Source organism: Acinetobacter pittii (assembly GCF_034067285.1).
Taxonomy (GTDB): domain Bacteria; phylum Pseudomonadota; class Gammaproteobacteria; order Pseudomonadales; family Moraxellaceae; genus Acinetobacter; species Acinetobacter pittii_E.
The window spans coordinates 1,727,024-1,746,043 of record NZ_CP139286.1 but is presented as its reverse complement, the minus strand read 5'-3'; the positions used below and the strand labels follow the sequence as shown (position 1 = coordinate 1,746,043).

The 19,020-nt window shown below is 38.6% G+C and carries 14 protein-coding genes; 8 read left to right on the top strand and 6 right to left on the bottom strand.

Translation table 11 applies throughout. The annotated features are described in order from the left end of the window. Window positions 1-3: 3 nt before the first annotated feature. Window positions 4-879 (top strand): phytanoyl-CoA dioxygenase family protein, encoded by an 876-nt coding sequence (locus tag SOI81_RS08200; protein WP_000060616.1) that lies wholly within the window; start codon window positions 4-6, stop codon window positions 877-879. A gap of 84 nt (window positions 880-963) precedes the next feature. On the opposite strand, the gene adeS is transcribed toward SOI81_RS08200, so the two are convergent. Both adeS and adeR read right to left on the bottom strand, forming a co-directional pair. Continuing rightward, the gene (gene adeS, locus SOI81_RS08195; RefSeq protein ID WP_320541547.1) at window positions 964-2,034 is read right to left on the bottom strand and encodes a two-component sensor histidine kinase AdeS; all 1,071 of its coding nucleotides are present in this window, start codon (window positions 2,032-2,034) and stop codon (window positions 964-966) included. Between the two features lie 48 nt (window positions 2,035-2,082). After that, complete coding sequence (gene adeR, locus SOI81_RS08190; protein ID WP_320541546.1) at window positions 2,083-2,811, bottom strand: efflux system response regulator transcription factor AdeR; 729 nt, start codon at window positions 2,809-2,811, stop codon at window positions 2,083-2,085. A gap of 146 nt (window positions 2,812-2,957) precedes the next feature. Between adeR and SOI81_RS08185 the strand changes: the two genes are divergently transcribed. The 3 genes from SOI81_RS08185 to adeC all read left to right on the top strand — a co-directional run bounded on the left by SOI81_RS08185 (window position 2,958) and on the right by adeC (window position 8,687). Beyond that, a complete protein-coding gene (locus SOI81_RS08185) occupies window positions 2,958-4,103 on the top strand; it encodes an AdeA/AdeI family multidrug efflux RND transporter periplasmic adaptor subunit (RefSeq protein ID WP_320541545.1) in 1,146 nt (381 codons plus the stop codon). Continuing rightward, on the top strand, window positions 4,103-7,213 hold the full coding sequence (locus SOI81_RS08180) for an efflux RND transporter permease subunit (protein WP_320541544.1): 3,111 nt from the start codon (window positions 4,103-4,105) through the stop codon (window positions 7,211-7,213). The genes SOI81_RS08185 and SOI81_RS08180 overlap by 1 nt, the downstream gene beginning before the upstream one ends. A gap of 79 nt (window positions 7,214-7,292) precedes the next feature. Continuing rightward, window positions 7,293-8,687 (top strand): AdeC/AdeK/OprM family multidrug efflux complex outer membrane factor, encoded by a 1,395-nt coding sequence (gene adeC, locus SOI81_RS08175; protein ID WP_320541543.1) that lies wholly within the window; start codon window positions 7,293-7,295, stop codon window positions 8,685-8,687. Between the two features lie 103 nt (window positions 8,688-8,790). Here adeC and SOI81_RS08170 read toward each other — a convergent pair whose 3' ends face one another. Continuing rightward, the gene (locus tag SOI81_RS08170) at window positions 8,791-9,387 is read right to left on the bottom strand and encodes a TetR/AcrR family transcriptional regulator (protein ID WP_320541542.1); all 597 of its coding nucleotides are present in this window, start codon (window positions 9,385-9,387) and stop codon (window positions 8,791-8,793) included. A gap of 81 nt (window positions 9,388-9,468) precedes the next feature. Here SOI81_RS08170 and SOI81_RS08165 point away from each other — a divergent pair, with 81 nt between their 5' ends. The 3 genes from SOI81_RS08165 (at window position 9,469) to SOI81_RS08155 (ending at window position 14,188) form a co-directional block, all read left to right on the top strand. Beyond that, window positions 9,469-10,224 (top strand): hypothetical protein, encoded by a 756-nt coding sequence (locus tag SOI81_RS08165; protein WP_320541541.1) that lies wholly within the window; start codon window positions 9,469-9,471, stop codon window positions 10,222-10,224. A 76-nt stretch (window positions 10,225-10,300) separates the two neighbouring features. Then, window positions 10,301-11,668, top strand: a complete 1,368-nt coding sequence (locus SOI81_RS08160; RefSeq protein WP_320541540.1) for an FAD-binding oxidoreductase — start codon at window positions 10,301-10,303, stop codon at window positions 11,666-11,668. A gap of 258 nt (window positions 11,669-11,926) precedes the next feature. Further along, window positions 11,927-14,188 (top strand): excinuclease ABC subunit UvrA, encoded by a 2,262-nt coding sequence (locus tag SOI81_RS08155; RefSeq protein ID WP_320541539.1) that lies wholly within the window; start codon window positions 11,927-11,929, stop codon window positions 14,186-14,188. 123 nt (window positions 14,189-14,311) lie between these two features. On the opposite strand, the gene SOI81_RS08150 is transcribed toward SOI81_RS08155, so the two are convergent. Next, window positions 14,312-15,616: an MFS transporter gene (locus SOI81_RS08150; RefSeq protein ID WP_262457826.1), complete on the bottom strand. Its 1,305-nt coding sequence runs from the start codon at window positions 15,614-15,616 to the stop codon at window positions 14,312-14,314. A gap of 331 nt (window positions 15,617-15,947) precedes the next feature. Further along, on the bottom strand, window positions 15,948-16,847 hold the full coding sequence (locus SOI81_RS08145; RefSeq protein ID WP_239976463.1) for a LysR family transcriptional regulator: 900 nt from the start codon (window positions 16,845-16,847) through the stop codon (window positions 15,948-15,950). Window positions 16,848-16,957: 110 nt separating this feature from the next. Here SOI81_RS08145 and SOI81_RS08140 point away from each other — a divergent pair, with 110 nt between their 5' ends. Further along, on the top strand, window positions 16,958-17,881 hold the full coding sequence (locus SOI81_RS08140; protein WP_320541575.1) for an alpha/beta hydrolase: 924 nt from the start codon (window positions 16,958-16,960) through the stop codon (window positions 17,879-17,881). Between the two features lie 95 nt (window positions 17,882-17,976). Here the strand turns inward: SOI81_RS08140 and SOI81_RS08135 are convergent, their stop codons facing one another. Next, entirely contained in the window at window positions 17,977-18,759 is a 783-nt protein-coding gene (locus tag SOI81_RS08135) for an HNH endonuclease (RefSeq protein WP_320541538.1), read from the bottom strand. Window positions 18,760-19,020 lie beyond the last annotated feature (261 nt).

The following is a 19,020-nucleotide window of genomic DNA, read 5'->3' as shown; positions in this document are numbered from 1 at the left end:
CTTATGTCACTCGTTAAATTAAGCAAAGATACACAAATCGATGAGATCGTTTCGATTATTAAAAGAGATGGTGGGGTCATCATTGAAAATTTTTTAAATGATGAAATTACCAAAGATATTTATGAGGCACTCTCAAAGCAATTAGAATTAATTCCTGACGGAGAAGATGATTATTTTGCAGGTACTAAGACCCGCCGAATGAGTCGTTTATTTGCCCGCTTGCCGCAAATGCCGTTAGTTGCCATGAACCCAGTATTTTTAGACACTGCAAAAGCGATTCTTCAAACTCCTCTACATGCTTGGAGTGGTGAAAATAAAATTGAATTGTGTCCAGACATCCAAGTGGGTGTGACACAAGCAATTCAAATTTGGCCCGGTCAAAAAGCTCAACCTTTACATCGTGACGATACTGTATGGATGTGGCGACATCCAGTTTATGGGCGTGAAGCTAGAGTACAAATCATGTTTGCCGTGACTGATTTTACTGAAGAAAATGGTGCTACACGTGTTATCCCTGCAAGTCATTTATGGGATGACCAAAGAGTACCTAAAGAAGATGAAACGATAGCGGCCGAAATGAAGGCTGGAGATGCTTTAATATGGATTGGTTCTACCTACCATGGCGGTGGAGCGAATGTAAGTCAAGAACCGCGTATCGGTTTAACAATGTCGTATGATCTCGGTTTCCTTCGTCAAGAAGAAAACCATTATTTATCTCTATCATCTGAAACAGTTAAAAACTTTCCAGATGAGCTAAAAGGCTTACTAGGCTGGAATATGAGCACAACATTTGTTGGATTTGTTGAACACGACGGTAAAATGATGAATCCAATAGATATGTTAAATGTTCAAAACTTTAAAACGTCTGGAATCATTTAATTCTTACCACGCTAAATATCAAAAAAGAGAAATCTGCATGAATTGAGATTTCTCTTTTTTATTAAATTTGATAAATATTTTAGATTAAGCATTTGTTTTTATTTGAATAATAAAAGCACTATTTGAACTGCGATTTTCATATCTAATTGTGCCCGAGTGAGCTAAAACAATGGCTTGCACAACTGCCAAACCTAACCCTGTTCCTCCTAAAGCTTTATTTCTGGACTGCTCCACCCTATAAAAAGGATTAAATAATTCTTTTTGATATTCAACGGGAATTCCCGGCCCTTCATCGACTATTTCTAATATCCATTGCCCTCGTTCAACTGATGACTTAATTTTTAAAACTCCAGGATTAGAGTATCTAATTGCATTATCGATCAACGCGATTAAGACTTGCTCCATACGTCTTGCATCGCAAGATACCAGCTCATTAGAAATGTCGTAATTTATAGTAAAATTTGATTGTCTAAGTTTTTCATCAAACATCCGTATTACTTTTTCAACACATCTCAAAAAATCAACTGACTCAATATTTAACTTAAGCTGTTTATTTTCAAATAAACTCAATGTCCTCAAGTCTTCTACTAAATGTGACAGCCCTTCTACTTGATTCAACAAACTTCGGATGAGTTCAGGCTCAGCATTAAAAACCCCATCTACAATGCCCTGTAATCTGCCTTGTAAAATTGTGATTGGAGTCCTTAATTCGTGGGCAATAGCTGCATTCCATACTTGTGCATTTTGTACAGAACTTTCAAGCTTTTGAGCCATATCATTAAAATTTAAAATTAATGTATAAATCTCTGTGGAATGGACTTTTTGATCATTTGCTCGAGCAGACAAATCACCCTCACTAATTTTATTCGCGGCATCTGCCAATGAATTGATGGGCACAATAAATCTTTTTGCTAACTGCATTCCAATGATTAAAGAAATAATTGAACCACATAAAATAACTGTACCTAGCCAAATCCAGTCAATAAAGTGAAAATCTGTCCAGTCTCCTTCCAAGGAACTTACTGCAATCCATCCACTTTCAATTGCATAGTTATAGACAAAATATCCTAGAAATACAGACAATAAAGTGATGCTCAAATTCACCATACTAAAAGCAATAAAAAATTGCTTATTAATCCCTAATTTATTTTTCATTGTCTTTTCTCAACTTTTAGCATGTTGGATTTTTTCTATCTAATCCTATTATCGTTGGGGATGATCTAATCTATATCCGACACCGCGGACATTAATAAGCATGTGTGCAAGCCCGTACTCTTCTAGTTTTTTTCTTAACTTACTGACATGGCTATCAACCGTTCTTTCTAAAGCATCACTATCGGGCAAGCATTGATTCATTAACTCACCTCGAGTAAATACTCTGTGCGGCTGATTAATCATTAAGAGTAGTATTTTATATTCAGTTAACGTCAGGTTGAGTAAGATTTTCCTGTCCATCTGATTGATATAAACACTATGAATCTCGGTATTAATTTCAATATTTTTATAATGCAGATTTTTGGTCGCCGTCTGTTTGTTTTGATGGGTTCTTCTTAAAACAGCCTGCACACGTGCAACCACTTCATTCGGGTTAAATGGCTTGACTACAAAATCATCTGCACCGATTCGTAAGGCCATCACTTTATCAATATCCTGATCTAATGCGGTCAGCATAATGACAGGCGTTTGTGCTTTTTGACGAATTTTACTGAGCACTTCCCAACCATTGAGTTCAGGTAATTTAATATCAAGTAAAATTAAATCAATGGGTTGTGATGCATGAATTTCGATTGCCTGCTTACCATTCATTGCCCGAATAACTCGCATGCCTTCACGTTTTAAATATTGTTCAATAATGTCCCCAATATCGTATTCATCTTCTACAACAAGAATTTGTTTATCACGGCAATCAAAAGAAAATGAAGCTTCGAACATGAATCAATCATCGAATAATTACAATCATTTTAAATGATACGCTAATTTATCTGCAGATCTCCACACTTTTTCCACACTTCAGTGATGGTCGTTACACAGAGCACAAAAATAATAGCAGCATCAAAAACTCCCAAGGTTTAGACAGCATGCAAAAGCAGCTCTTACTTCCCTTATTTTTATCTATTGGGCTAATCATCCAAGGTTGTAGTTCCGAAGAGGCTAAACAACCAGAAGTCCCACCGGCGAAAGTCAGTGTATTAAGTCTCCAGCCACAATCCGTTAATTTTAGCGAGAACCTTCCAGCTCGCGTTCAAGCCTTCCGTACTGCTGAAATTCGTCCGCAAGTCGGCGGTATTATTGAAAAAGTATTATTTACTCAAGGTAGTGAAGTAAAAGCTGGGCAAGCCTTATACAAAATTAATGCTGAAACTTTTCAGGCTGATGTAAATAGCAACAAGGCTTCTCTCAATAAAGCCGAAGCTGAAGTCGCACGTTTAAAGGTCCAGTTGGAACGCTATGAACAACTGTTACCAAGTAATGCGATTAGTAAACAAGAAGTCAGTAATGCTCAGGCTGAATATCGCCAAGCTTTAGCTGATGTCGCACAAATGAAAGCTCTACTCACCCGTCAAAACCTGAATCTGCAATACGCAACAGTACGTGCGCCCATCTCTGGTCGTATTGGGCAATCATTTGTGACTGAAGGTGCTTTAGTCAGCCAAGGTGATACGAAGAATTTGGCGACCATACAACAGATTGACAAAGTTTATGTTGATGTAAAGCAATCTATTGGTGAATACGAGCGCTTACAAACTGCATTACAAAACGGTGAATTATCTGCCAATAGCGATAAAACTGTTCGTATTGCTAATAGCCATGGCCAATTCTACAACGTCAGCGCAAAAATGCTGTTTGAAGATATTAATGTAGATCCGGAAACAGGTGATGTCACCATTCGTATCGTGGTGAATAACCCTGAACGTAAATTGCTTCCTGGAATGTATGTACGTGTCAATATTGACCGAGCATCCGTACCTCAAGCCCTCCTTGTACCTGCCCAAGCAATCCAGCGTAATAACAATGGTGTCCCACAGGTTTATGTCATTAATGCTAAAGGTTTGGCAGAGGTTCGTCCGATCGAGCTTGGACAACAATATGAACAGTTCTACTTAGTGAATAAAGGACTCAAAGTAGGTGACAAAGTCATCGTTGAAGGAATTGATCGTATTCAACCGAATCAAAAGCTTGAAATAAGTAAGTGGAAAGCACCCATTACTCAAGGAGCTCAATGATGATGTCACAATTTTTCATTCGTCGCCCCGTGTTTGCATGGGTGATTGCGATTTTCATTATTTTGTTTGGATTACTCAGTATTCCCAAACTTCCTATAGCACGCTTCCCTAGTGTTGCGCCTCCACAAGTCACCATTAGTGCTGTCTACCCAGGTGCGACCCCCAAAACGATTAACGATAGTGTCGTTACTCTGATTGAAAGAGAACTATCTGGCGTTAAAAATTTACTTTATTACAGCGCAACCACAGACACCTCGGGTACGGCTCAAATATCGGCGACCTTTAAACCGGGCACAGATGTTGAAATGGCACAGGTGGATGTACAAAACAAGATCAAGGCTGTTGAAGCACGTCTACCTCAAGTGGTCCGCCAACAAGGTTTACAGGTTGAAGCCTCTTCATCAGGCTTCTTGATGCTAGTCGGAATCAACTCACCGAATGGACAATATTCTGAAGTTGAGCTAAGTGATTATTTAGTCCGTAACGTTGTCGAAGAATTAAAACGTGTTGAAGGTGTAGGTAAAGTTCAATCTTTCGGTGCTGAAAAAGCCATGCGCATTTGGGTTGACCCAAATAAACTGGTGTCTTATGGCCTGTCGATTAGTGATGTCAATAATGCGATTCGCGAAAATAATGTCGAGATTGCACCAGGTCGACTCGGTGACCTACCTGCTGTCAAAGGACAATTGATCTCGATTCCTTTATCTGCCGAAGGTCAATTGGGTGATGTTGAACAATTTAAAAATATTAGTCTCAAGAGTAAAACCAGTGGTAGTGTCATTAAACTATCTGATGTTGCCAATGTGGAGATGGGTTCACAAGCCTATAACTTTGCTATTTTAGAAAATGGTAAACCTGCAACGGCGGCAGCAATCCAACTTAGTCCTGGCGCAAATGCTGTAAAAACGGCTGAAGGTGTCAGAGCCAAAATTGAAGAATTAAAAGTCAATTTACCTGAAGGCATGCAATTTAGTATCCCTTACGATACTGCTCCATTTGTCAAAATATCGATTGAAAAGGTAATTCACACATTACTTGAAGCCATGGTTTTAGTTTTCATTGTGATGTACCTGTTTCTTCATAATGTCCGTTATACGCTTATTCCGGCAATTGTTGCCCCTATTGCATTGCTAGGAACATTCTCTGTGATGTTGCTTGCAGGGTTCTCGATTAATGTGCTCACCATGTTTGGTATGGTGCTCGCCATCGGTATTATTGTCGATGATGCCATTGTGGTCGTAGAGAATGTCGAAAGGATTATGGCAACTGAAGGTCTACATCCAAAAGAAGCAACGTCCAAGGCCATGAAAGAAATCACCAGTCCAATTATTGGGATTACCTTGGTACTTGCAGCCGTATTTTTACCAATGGCTTTTGCCAGTGGCTCAGTTGGCATTATTTATCAACAATTTACCTTAACCATGTCGGTGTCTATTCTGTTCTCGGCATTATTGGCATTGATCTTGACTCCGGCGCTGTGTGCCACCATTTTAAAACCGATTGATGGGCATCATCAAAAGAAAGGTTTCTTTGCTTGGTTTGATCGTAGCTTTGACAAAGTCACTAAAAAGTATGAGTTAATCTTACTGAAAGTGATCAAGCATAGTATTCCAATGATGGCGATCTTTATAGTCATTACAGGTCTCACCTTTGCAGGCATGAAATACTGGCCAACAGCTTTTATGCCAGAAGAAGATCAGGGCTGGTTTCTTACCACCTTCCAGTTGCCTTCCGATGCTACAGCTGAAAGAACACGAGGTGTGGTGAATGAGTTTGAAAACAGTTTAAAAGACAACCCGAACGTGAAAAGCAATACCACGATTATGGGCTGGGGCTTTAGTGGCGCAGGCCAAAACGTGGGGATGGCTTTTACCACACTCAAAGATTTTAAAGAGCGTACTTCATCGGCAAGCGAAATCACCAGCGCTGTCAATGAAACAATGGCACATAGTAAAGAAGGTTCATCTATGGCCGTTCTACCTCCAGCCATTGATGAGTTAGGCACGTTCTCTGGTTTTAGTCTTCGATTACAAGATCGGGCGAACTTAGGTATGCCTGCACTACTTGCTGCCCAAGATCAATTAATGGCAATGGCAGCCAAAAACCAGAAGTTTTATATGGTTTGGAATGAGGGTTTACCTCAAGGAGACAATATTTCTTTAAAAATTGACCGACATAAATTAAATGCACTCGGTGTTAAATTTGTCGACGTGTCAGACATCATCTCAACGTCAATGGGTTCAATGTATATCAATGACTTTCCAAACCAAGGTCGTATGCAGCAAGTGATTGTGCAAGTTGAAGCAAAATCACGTATGAAATTGCAAGATATTTTGAATCTTAAAGTGATGGGTGCAAGTGGCCAATTGGTTTCTTTATCGGAAGTTGTGACACCTCAATGGAACAAAGCACCACAACAATACAACCGCTACAACGGACGTCCATCTTTGAGTATTGCGGGTATTCCTAACTTCGATACTTCATCTGGTGATGCAATGCGTGAAATGGAACAACTCATCGCAAAATTACCAAAAGGAATTGGCTATGAATGGACTGGTATTTCTCTTCAAGAGAAACAATCAGAATCACAAATGGCATTCTTGCTTGGTTTGTCGATGCTCGTTGTATTCCTCGTACTTGCAGCTCTTTATGAAAGCTGGTCAATTCCGCTATCGGTTATGCTGGTTGTGCCATTAGGTATTTTTGGAGCGATCATTGCCATTATGACCAAAGGGCTGATGAACGATGTGTTTTTCAAAATTGGCCTAATTACGATTATCGGTCTTTCCGCCAAGAATGCGATTTTGATTGTTGAATTCGCCAAGATGCTCAAAGAAGAAGGAATGAGTTTAGTTGAAGCTACTGTTGCCGCAGCCAAACTCCGCTTACGTCCTATTCTGATGACTTCTCTTGCCTTTACTTGTGGTGTGGTGCCTTTAGTGATTGCATCAGGGGCTAGTTCTGAAACACAACATGCGCTCGGAACTGGTGTGTTTGGCGGCATGATTTCAGCAACCATCCTAGCAATTTTCTTTGTACCGGTATTCTTCATCTTTGTACTAGGCGCAGCCGAAAAACTGTTTTCTTCCAAACAGAAAGTTAAATCTTAAATGAAATAAAGCAAGGGAAATTAACCTGTTTCCCTTGCTCCTCTTATGCCTAAATTTATTTTATTATTTGGAGAAAAGCATGTCTAAGTCGGCTGTTTTATCTCGTGGATTTATGATTTCCACCCTCTCGATTACGTTAACTGCATGTATAAGCATGCAATCACCTCAACCCACTGCTAAGTCTAATATTCCACAAAATTTCACCGAAACTTATGCAGGTCCTTCAATTGCTGAACAAGGATATAAAGCCTTTTTTTCCGATCCTCGTTTATTAGAAGTTATTGAAATAAGTTTGAATAATAATCGCGACTTACGTACAGCAGCGTTAAATATTGAGCGTGCCCAGCAGCAATACCAAATTACCAAATACGACCAACTTCCGACGATTGGTGCGACAGCAAATGCCATTAGGCAAGTTAACCCTTCGGTAAACCCTAACAACCCTTACTCTACGTTTCAGGTGGGTTTAGGAGTAACGGCGTATGAACTTGATTTTTGGGGACGCGTTCAAAGTCTCAAAGATGCAGCATTAAATAATTACTTAGCAACACAAAGTGCTAAAGACTCAACTCAAATTAGTTTGGTGAGCCAAGTTGCACAAGCTTGGTTAAATTATTCTTTTGCTACAGCAAACTTAAATCTTGCGCAGCAAACTTTAAAAGCTCAACTTGATTCGTACAATCTGAATCAAAAGCGTTTTAATGTCGGGATTGATAGCGAAATACCTTTACGCCAAGCCCAAATTTCGGTCGAAACAGCACGTAATGATGTCGCAAACTACAAAACTCAAGTTTCACAAGCACAGAACTTGTTAAATCTTTTGGCCGGACAAGCGATTCCGTCAAACCTGCTTCCAACTCAGTCGGTTAAAACAATTACTCAAGAAAAGAATTTCTCAACTGGTTTAAGTAGCGATTTACTACAAAACCGTCCAGACCTGAAAGTCGCTGAATATCAGCTTCGTGCAGCGGGTGCCAACATCGGTGCGGCAAAAGCTCGTATGTTTCCGACCATTACACTTACGGGTTCAGCTGGATATGCATCGACTGAACTCAAAGATTTATTTAAATCTGGCGGGTTTGCATGGTCAGTTGGCCCTAGCATAGACCTGCCTATTTTTGATTGGGGAATGCGTAAAGCCAATATTAAGGTTTCAGAAATTGACCAAAAAATTGCGCTTTCTGAATATGAAAAAGCGATTCAGGCTTCTTTCCGTGAAGTTAACGATGCCTTAGCTGCCCATGCTCATATTGAAGAACGCTTAAGTGCCCAGCGCCGTTTAGTGTCTGCAACCGATACCACTTATAAACTCTCTACAGCCCGCTTTAGAGCCGGAATTGATAGTTATTTGACTGTTTTGGATGCCCAGCGTTCTGCATATGCGGCTCAACAAGGTCTACTGGTTCTCGAACAAACCAAATTAAATAATCAAATTGAAATCTATAAAGCCTTGGGTGGAGGGTTAAATAAATAACCCATTCTTCATAAACCTTTTAAAGGCTAATTTGCACCCGTCATTAGCCTTTAAATTTTATGTTTTTCTAAAAGATAAGAAATAGGTACTGTGAATTGGATAATTAGCTTAGCCCATTTAAAATCATTAATACCGTTTGCTCCATTTGCTTTTGTCTCTGTTGATCAGTGACGCCTTGAATACTAAACGCCCAATAAGCTTCAAATAAACAAACAATGACATAGGTCGCTGAGCTAATCGCCTCTGGTGTCGCTTTTGGATATTCTTGTGCCAATTGATTTTCAAAATCTGGAAGCCAGTGCTTTGTCCAAAGTGTATGGAGCATTTGCTGGATAAATGGATTTCTCGCACTTTGAGCCACCAACTCAAACCAAACTATTAAATCATCTTGAGTCCGATACACTTCAGGTGTGAACATCATGGTGATTCGCTCGCTCAATGGTTTTCCACTAAAACGATGAATAATTTCAGTGCCCATTTTTGAAATGTAATGTTCAATGAAAGCGTTCATTAAATCTGAACGTGACGAAAAATAATGATGTACGAGAGTACGTTGCATGCCTGAAGCTTCCGCTACTTTGGCAAAAGTAATTCCTTCTAACCCTTCTTTCGCCACAACTGAAACAGCAGCTTGAAGAATTTCATAAGACCTTTCTTGAGCTTTACTTGGGCGCCCTATTTTGTTTTCCATCATCGTCATAAATAAAAAATTGTTTACTAATTCATCATAGCATATTATTTTACTGACATGACAGTCAATTAATTACAAGGAAGTCATATTATGAAAATTCTTGGCCTTGATGCGGGTAGCCAAACGGAAGCTACTACCTCAAAAATCTTAACGAACAGTGAAATGACACATGCTGCCATTTTGGAAATTGTAAATATCTTTGGGTTGGTCGCTTGTATCGTTCTAGCGCTTGCTGGCTGGATCTACGGCGCGAAATTTCTTAAGAAAAAGAATTTTTTGCTTGGTTTAGAATGGTGGATTGTTGCATTTTCGGCGACGAATTTTGTCTCTTACATGCTGACAGCTTCGAATGTTAATTTTTCAATTACCATGTTTCTCGATTCATTCTCGCGTAGTTTCGGCATGCCGGTTATTGCTGTAATTGGTTTGATGGCATTGACTCATAATTACAAACCGTCCGCTTTTAAGGAAGTCATGCTGTTCGTATTGGCATTCGCCGGCACTTTCGTGGTTTTTCTAGCAGATTTTTTTCAAGAAATACGTCCGTATTTTTACGTCATCACGTGGAGCATTCTTGTGATGTATCTGTTCTATTTCATTGTTTGCTTGGTACGTGCGGGAGAGTTTTTTCATGCATTGGCCACCACAATAACCGCTGTAGTGAGTTTAGCAGTAGCCATTGTATATGACTTTTTCCCGATCCCTGGCGACGATACTCATATGATTTTCATGACTTGGGCTTTCGTGACATGGGGCTATGCCATCATTCAGTTGTATTACGCCTATGAAGCCTTAGAACGCGCACAGAAAGTTTCTATTGGATCTTTTATTCCAGCCCGCCAGTAAAACGCACTAAGGGCATTGTTTTTAAAAAGATTAAAGACGATGTCTAGAACTGTAAAATAATACAGAAGGATAGCGAATGAATTATTCAAATAAACAAGTGATGAGTGACAACCCTGAATCTATGCCATTTCGTCTTTTAGGTGGCTGGATAGAACAGCCTAGCAACCTTCAACCTGAGTTGGTGGGTTCGGTCAACGCAGATGTCATTGTGGTTGGTGCTGGTTTTGCCGGGTTGTCTACAGCTCTTGAACTCACTGCACGAGGTGCAAAAGTCATCGTACTTGAGCAAGAGTTCGGTGGTTTCGGTGCCAGCGGCCGTAATGCGGGTTATCTGCTTGGTAGTATGGGAATTGAATTCGAAGTGTTCGCCAAGCGCCTCGGCGTTGAACGTGCAAAGCAGTTTGTCAATTTCTACGATGAGGGCGTGACCTATGTTGAAAAACGTCTAGCCGAGTTAGGCATCGATTGTGATTACAACCCTTCTGGGATTATACGCGCTGTTATAGATCCTTCGCAGGAAAAATGGCTACGCCGCAGTATGAGAGTTGGTGAAGAATTAGGTTCCCATACTCGCTTTGTAGATCAAGCCGAAATGCGTGCTCGTGGAATTCCACCAGCTTTTCTGTTTGGTAGCGAACAGCGCGGCGGCACGCTAAACCCCGGTAAATACGTGAGTGGTTTACGCCGTGCAGCCATTCAGGCAGGTGTTAAAATTTATGAAAAAACACCATTGCTCTCTTATAGCGAAGGATCAATCATTACCTGCAAAACCGCTCGCGGTAGTGCCAGCGCACCCATCATGGTGTTAACCACAAATGCTTTCACACCTCAGTTGGGATTGCTGCGTGATAAAGTTGCTCCGATACGGGTTTCGGCAATTGAGACCCAACAATTAACTCCAAAGCAATTGGAGTCTCTGGGTTGGCCTGGCCGAGAAGGTATTATTACACCGCATCTCATGATGGAAAGCCATCGACTGACTGCACACAACACAATGGTGTTGACAGTTAAGAAGTTGAATTATGTTTACGGTTCAAAAACTCCGAACGTACCAGATCACGACGCCTATGCGGCACTCGCACAGACCTTACGTGAACGTCACCCAACCTTAAAAGGTCTTGGTATTAAGCACTGTTGGAGTGGATATGTTAGCGTGGCTTATGACTTTTTGCCTGTGGTTGGATCAACTGGACCACATCAAAATATTATCTATGCAGCTGGCTGTACGGGACATGGGCTTGCGACTCAGTCGCTCATGGGACAACTTCTTGCCGAGAAAATTAAAGGAGTAGAAAATCCTATTCTGAAAAACTTATACCACAAGACCCCTTCTACGCTACCTGAACCACTCCAGTGGTGCGTATTTAAAACAGGTTTCAAAGCAGCAGCATTCTATGACCGTCTAACTGACCGCAAAGCGCTTGCAGCTAAAAAGGATTTATAGAGCTAAGCATTTTTTAGTGCGGTAAATAATCAATGGACTACATGGTTGTAGTCCATTTTAAACTCGGACCATTTCTATATCTCTTTACTGCATTACCCCATATGGTAAATACCGACATGTCACCACCAGAGATTTAGGCTAGGCAAAGAAAAGACATATAAGTTTAATATTTAAACTATTTACTTAATAAACATATACATCCTTTTCACAAATTTTGTTTTACCTTTAGCCTAAATCTTTAACTTCAAGTGATTACACATGACTAAAAGAACAATAAATATTTATGGAGCAAGACAAAATAATCTTAAAAATATTTCATTAAAAATTCCTAAACACCAAATTGTCGCCTTTACCGGAGTTTCAGGTTCAGGGAAGTCTTCTTTAGTATTTGAAACGATTGGCGCGGAGGCACAAAGACAAATCAACGAAACTCAAGACAGTTTTGTGCGTAATCGTTTACAGCATTTTGGGGTCGCTGATGTCGATAAAATTGAGAATTTAAATGTACCTGTCATTATTAATCAAAAGCCTTTAACAGGTAACATCCGCTCAACAGTGGCAACAATTACAGATATTTATGCCAATCTTCGCTTATTATTTTCACGTATGGGTGAACCTTTTGTTGGATATTCCAACGTTTTTTCTTTTAATCACCCCAATGGCATGTGCCCGCAATGCGAAGGTATTGGGCTAGAGCAAACAATTGATATCTATAAAATATTAGATTTAGATAAATCCTTAAATGAAGAAGGTGCTATAGACTTTCCTACTTATCAACCTACAGCATGGCGTTGGACACGATATGCAGATTCAGGTTATTTCGATTTAGATAAAAAATTAAAAGATTATAGTGAAAAAGAATGGGAATTGTTTTTGTATGCTCCTCAGCACAAGCCTTTAAACCCAACAAGTAAATGGAGAAAAACGGCACTATATGAAGGATTAGTGACCCGCTTTGAACGTAACTTTTTAAAAGGCGAAGCGCAGGAAAGAAATCGCTATCGAAATAAACTTGAGCAAATTATTACCACCAAAGAATGCTCCCTATGTAAGGGACAACGGCTTAATCAAAAATCTTTATCCTGTAAGATTAACGGTAAAAATATTGCGGAATGTACCGCTCTATCTGTTTCAATGCTTTTAGAGTTTATCGAATCGATAAAAAGTGAAAAATTTGAAACCGTTTTGCATGAAATCATTCATAAACTGACTAATTTAAATCTCGTTGGACTTAGCTATTTAAACCTTAACCGTGTGAGCAATACGTTGTCAGGAGGTGAATCACAGCGAATCAAAATGGTTAAACATTTGGGCAATAGTCTGGTTGACTTACTCTATATTTTTGATGAACCAAGCATCGGCCTTCACCCCAAAGATTTAGATAATATTATTAAAATTATTCAAAAGATTAGAGATAAAGGAAATAGCGTTTTACTGGTTGAACATGACCCTGATCTGATTAGAACAGCGGATCATGTTATTGATATGGGGCCTCTTTCAGGCACCAACGGCGGTGAAATTATTTACCAAGGAACTTTCGAAGAATTAAAAAATTCATCAGGTTTAACAGGCGAGTTTTTTAGACGGCCAAATACCTATAAAAAAACACCACGTATAGGCAAAGAATGGATTTCAATTAAAAATGCTCATTTATTCAATTTAAAAAATATAGATGTCGACATACCTAAGAACTGTTTAACCGTGATTACAGGAGTGGCTGGTTCAGGAAAAAGCACATTGATCAGTAAAGTATTACCCCAACAATATCCTGAAACAAAAGTCATTAATCAATCTGCAATTACTGCCAGCATTCGGTCCAATTTACTGACCTATCTCGACCTTCTTGATCCGATTCGCCATCTATTTGCAAAAGCCAATAAAGTAAGCGCCAAGCTGTTTAGCTTTAATAGCGAAGGTGCGTGCCCTCAATGTAAAGGCGCAGGTATCGAAAGGATTGAACTCGCATTTTTAGATGATGTTGAAATGACATGTGATGTTTGTCATGGCTCAGGATATGCGCCTGAAGTATTAAAGTATCTTTATAAAGGTAAAAATATTGCTGAAATTTTAAAAATGACGGTTGCAGAAGCAAGTCAATTTTTTGAAGATCAAACTTTACAGCAACAATTTAACGCTCTGGTCAGCTTGGGGCTAGATTATATTGCAATCGGCCAACGCTTAAATACATTTTCGGGTGGTGAGCGTCAAAGATTAAAACTCACAAAACAAATCAATGAAACAGATAATATTTTTGTATTAGATGAGCCGAGTACGGGCCTACATCCTTCTGATACTGAAAAATTAATTAGTTTATTAAATAACTTAGTTGATAAAGGCAACACAGTCATTGTGATCGAACATAACTTAGACATCATGAGTCAAGCCGACTGGATTATTGATATTGGTCCATTGGCGGGTGACAAAGGTGGTGAACTAGTGTTCTCAGGAACTGTTAAGGGTTTGCTTTCAGCAGAAAAATCTTTAACTGGCCACTATTTGAAAAAATATCTAGAGCTGTAGTAATTTGATTGACCAGCTTGGCACAATCAAGTTTTAAATGTGAGAGTCTTTTAGACTCTCATATCCCTAATCATAGTAAAAAAACTCAACCAACTATTCACGCTCATTCACTTTTAGGTAGCATTATGTTCGATACTTTGCCTGAATCATCAGCATGATAATAACGAACAACGAAGGTATTGCAGCAATCACAAATAAATGAGTAATGACCAGAAATTGAGAAAGATAGCCACCAAATAACGGACCGATGACCGAACCCAAACGGGCAATTCCAATACTCCAGCCCACCCCAGTGGTACGAAGTGAAACTGGATAATAACTCGCAGACAGCGCATTAATAGCAGGTTGTCCGCCAACAATTGCAAAGCCAGCAATGAAAATAATGATAAATAATAAAACAATATGGCTAACAGCATAGCCAATTAAAGCAACACTCATCACTGCAACTAAAAAAACAGGAATTAATACTTTATAAAATCCAGTCTTATCGATTTTAAGGCCCATTACAACACTACCAATCGTACCGCCTAATTGTAGAGTTGAGCCGATCATCAATGCCTGATTTAATGAGAGTCCAGACTCTTTGGCCAAAGTTGGTAGCCAGTTCGCCAGAAAATAGAGGCTAATCATATTTAAAATACTAATGATCCAGATGGAATAGGTAAAAAACGCGCGCTTATTTTTAAATAACTCAAGCGGTGATTTTTTAACCTGAACTTCAGTAGTATTAATGATTTTCATCTCTGAGTTGAATGTTAACGCAGGATAAAATTTCTTTAACCAAAACAAAATTTTGGGAGTATTTTTGCTATTTTCACTTAAAAAATATAAAGACTCTGGCAACTTAAAGAACGTGATAAAGAAAATAATTAAAGGAACAATACCGCCAAAATAGAAAATCGCCTGCCATCCTCCCCAAGGAACTAATAAGGCTGATATGCCTCCTCCCAACATTGCCCCCACCGTATAGCCACAAGAAATGACCATCATGGTGAAAATACGAGATTTATATGGAACAATTTCGGAGCTATAAGCCATGACATTTGGCATGATACCTCCTAAAAAAATTCCTGTAACAAAGCGGATTGCAGTCAATTGCTCAATACTGCCGACATGTGGTGTTACCAGCATCAATATGGAGAACATAAAGGTTGAGATCAGTAGTATTGGACGGCGGCCAAAACGGTCAGAAAGAGAACTTAATAAAAATGATCCGACAAACAAACCAAATAAGCTGGCGCTAAACACAACGCCTAACATGGTTTTATGTACGCCCCATTCTTCTATAATCATTGGGGCTGCGTAAGCCATGGACTGAATGTCATACCCATCCATAATCATTAGTAATAAACAGGTGAATAAAATAAATTTCTGATATCGTCCAACTTTCTGCTGATTGATCAAATCACTTAATGCAACTTCTCTCATGGTCATCCTTTCTCCATGTTGCGCTTTCAATTATTTTCATTCTAATTACGCTATTCATAATCAATTTATGTATAGCGTAAAATAAAATAACAATATTCTCCCCCAAAAGTCAAAAGATTAACTTTTTCGGTTGATCACACAGCGCTTATGTCTACTTATCACACCATATTTTTAAATTATTATTTTAATTCAACTACTTGGTTTAAAAAACTGCTCTAGCATGACATCTCTTTCTTCCAAAATATTGGAACTTAGAAATTGCATCTCTCAAATCCTGACTTAGAAATATCAATATCAGAATTATTATTCTTAACAGTACCTTTACTTAGAATTATCTCTTATTAAAATTTTCCTTTAACGCATTGATTAAGATATTTAATAACGGCGCTTGCTCACGTCTATGAGGATAATACAGGTGATAAGGTTCATAGCTATGTCGCCAGTCCTTTAGTGTTTCTTCTAACTCACCACTTTCAATATAAGGTTGAACCATATCAATAGGTAGATAAGCGATTCCTACACCACTTCTTGCTGCTTGAAGCACTGGAGATAGAGTTGTAAAAATAACTTTAGCGTTAACGGTAACTGTCTGAGTTTTACCTTGTTTAGTAAATTGCCAACGATAGAGTTCACCATGCGTGGGTAATCTTAAATTAATACACTGATGTTCAACTAAATCTTTTGGTTGCTTAGGGTGACCATAACGAACCAAATATTCTTTGGTGGCAACCGTTAGCATTTGTATTGGCTCACTCACTTGTAAAGCGATCATATCTTTAGAAACCAAACCGCCTCTTCGAAGTCCTGCATCAAAACGCTCTTCTACAATATCGACAAGACCATAGTCAGAGATGATTTCTACTGAAACTTTAGGAAATTGTTGGATGACTTTTTCAACTGCTGGCCATATAACACTTTGGATTCCATATTCATCTGCACTGATACGCAATGTTCCCGCTGGATCATTTTTTAAAGCACTAATTTGATTTATGCCATGTTCTATTTCTTGTATTGCAGGTTGAAGCAAATTGAGTAGATATTCCCCCGCTTCTGTAGGCGCTACGCTTCTTGTGGTTCGTGATAATAGTTTTATACCAATTCGGTCTTCTAAATTGCGGAGGGTTTGGCTAATGGCTGACTGTGACGTTCTGAGTTTTGCGGCTGCACGGGTAAAGCTCCGCTCTTGAGCAACGACCATAAAAGTATGCAAATCATTTAAATTTTCTTTCATTATTTATAAGTATTCAATATAAGTGCTATCTAATTATAGTGGATTATCATAATAAATCACTACGGGTATATTGATTTCATCGACCTAGTTTCTCTTTCGGAGATAAGATGATGAAAACTGTAACCTTCAAAAATAAAAACATTGATGTTTCTGCAACTATTCGTTTTCCAAAAGATTTTGATGAAAACAAAAAATATGCAGCAATTGTTTGTGCTCACCCCATTAGTAGTTGTAAAGAACAGACTGCTGGCAGCATCTATGGTGAAAAACTGACTGAAGCTGGTTTTATAACTTTAGCGTTTGATGCATCGTATCAAGGTGCTAGCGGTGGTGAACCGCGCTTTCTTGAAGACCCTGCAACACGTGTTGAAGATTTCCGCTGCGCGGCCGACTATTTAACAACGCTTGCTTATGTCGATGAAAACCGTATTGGTGTATTAGGTGTATGTGGTGGCGGTGGTTATGCTGTCAATGCGGCTATGACTGAACGCCGTTTTAAAGCGGTGGCGACTGTTGTAGGCGCAAATTATGGTCGTCTCATGCGTGAAGGCGATCAAACACCTGATGCAGCCATTAAAACTTTAGAAGCCATTGCTGCACAGCGAACTGCCGAAGCGCGTGGTGCTGAACCCTTTATTACCCAGTACATTCCAAACTCACAACAAGAGCGTGAACAAGCTGGAATCAATGATATTGATATTAAAGAAGCGATTGATTACTACAAAACCCCGCGTGGTCACGCAGAAGGTTCACCAAATAAACTTCGCTTTTCAAGCTTAGCCGCTGCAGTTGGGTTCGATGCATTTCATTTGGCAGAGCACCTACTCACCCAACCATTACAAATTGTGATTGGTGAAATTCCGGGCGGCTTCGGTTCTTATCGTGATGGTTATGAACTATTTAGCAAAGCCGCTTCTAAAGATAAAAACCTTTTTGTGGTTAAAGATGCAAGCCATTATGACTTATATGATCAACCTGAACCTGTTGCTCAAGCTTTAGAAAAAATTATTCCGTTCTTTCAAAAACATCTATAAGTCATATATTGGAAAGTTTCTTAATCGGGGAACTTTCCAAACAGATATGCTTTATTAGATTGATTGTAAATGATCTAGTTATTCATCAGCCTATACTACATTACATTCCTGTTAATCATTTTTTGTAGATCATCGACTGTTAATGTTTTATCTCTTCTTCTATGAATAACTGCATGACAGTTTGCGCATAATGGGACTAGATCTGTCTCAGGATTTACTACTTTTTCGCCTACTGAAAAAAGCGGCTCTATATGATGGATATGAATAAATCCTTTCGCATACTCACCATAAAACTCTTCAAAATTAAAGCCACATGCAACACACGTATAACCATGAATTAAAATTGCTTGTTTTCTAAGCTTTTGATCTCTTTCATACTTAGTAGTAATTTGTAGAGTTGGTTTGCCTTCTACCCCAGATTCAAAACTTTGGCTATCCTCATTAGATAATAGTGTTTTTGTTTCTGAAATAGGTCCTAAATTCGCCAGGTTTTTAATTGCATTGTAAGTATCATCATCAATCTTTCGTACACCATCTCTCCAATAATTCTTTTCCTTATTTTTAGGAATTTTTTCTAAATATTCATTGTTTATTTGAAAATCAACAGCTTGAATAAAAGGTCTAAAATTAATAATTTCCGCTAAGAGTTCTTTGTCGTTATTGATAGAAATAACATCTCCTACCTCAGCGATCCCAAAGTAATGAGGAAACTTACTTAGTCGACGAGGTTCAAAATTTTTATCTTTCATCCTGCCTTTGTAATAAATAACTTTTTCACCAGTTAAGAGTAAGTCCTTATATCTTTTAGGAAAATGATAAACCTCACCGGTTAAATCATCCCATTGGGAAATATCATTTTCTACAATAACTGTTGGCATCTTTATTCCTAACTAACTCAATTTAAAATATTAAAAAAGATGTCAAAATGATCTACGGTCTAAAAATGCATTTTAAACTTATTTTGTTTATTAAGTTAATAATCATCTATGAAAAATTTAATAATTAATCATAAAGTTAGCTTTAATTGAACGTAAATTAGCTAAAATACTTGGTAATCTACACTATTTAGATTCTAAATTTTTCAATAGCTTATTCATTTCTGCAAAAAAATATTTCTGTTGGCATTAATCTAATAAATA

Bases quoted from the DNA above. Each gene is read 5' to 3' on its own strand.
- SOI81_RS08200 (WP_000060616.1), top strand. From the start codon at position 4: ATGTCACTCGTTAAATTAAGCAAAGATACACAAATCGATGAGATCGTT.
- adeS (WP_320541547.1), bottom strand. From the start codon at position 2,034: ATGAAAAATAAATTAGGGATTAATAAGCAATTTTTTATTGCTTTTAGT.
- adeR (WP_320541546.1), bottom strand. From the start codon at position 2,811: ATGTTCGAAGCTTCATTTTCTTTTGATTGCCGTGATAAACAAATTCTT.
- SOI81_RS08185 (WP_320541545.1), top strand. From the start codon at position 2,958: ATGCAAAAGCAGCTCTTACTTCCCTTATTTTTATCTATTGGGCTAATC.
- SOI81_RS08180 (WP_320541544.1), top strand. From the start codon at position 4,103: ATGATGTCACAATTTTTCATTCGTCGCCCCGTGTTTGCATGGGTGATT.
- adeC (WP_320541543.1), top strand. From the start codon at position 7,293: ATGTCTAAGTCGGCTGTTTTATCTCGTGGATTTATGATTTCCACCCTC.
- SOI81_RS08170 (WP_320541542.1), bottom strand. From the start codon at position 9,387: ATGACGATGATGGAAAACAAAATAGGGCGCCCAAGTAAAGCTCAAGAA.
- SOI81_RS08165 (WP_320541541.1), top strand. From the start codon at position 9,469: ATGAAAATTCTTGGCCTTGATGCGGGTAGCCAAACGGAAGCTACTACC.
- SOI81_RS08160 (WP_320541540.1), top strand. From the start codon at position 10,301: ATGAATTATTCAAATAAACAAGTGATGAGTGACAACCCTGAATCTATG.
- SOI81_RS08155 (WP_320541539.1), top strand. From the start codon at position 11,927: ATGACTAAAAGAACAATAAATATTTATGGAGCAAGACAAAATAATCTT.
- SOI81_RS08150 (WP_262457826.1), bottom strand. From the start codon at position 15,616: ATGAGAGAAGTTGCATTAAGTGATTTGATCAATCAGCAGAAAGTTGGA.
- SOI81_RS08145 (WP_239976463.1), bottom strand. From the start codon at position 16,847: ATGAAAGAAAATTTAAATGATTTGCATACTTTTATGGTCGTTGCTCAA.
- SOI81_RS08140 (WP_320541575.1), top strand. From the start codon at position 16,958: ATGAAAACTGTAACCTTCAAAAATAAAAACATTGATGTTTCTGCAACT.
- SOI81_RS08135 (WP_320541538.1), bottom strand. From the start codon at position 18,759: ATGCCAACAGTTATTGTAGAAAATGATATTTCCCAATGGGATGATTTA.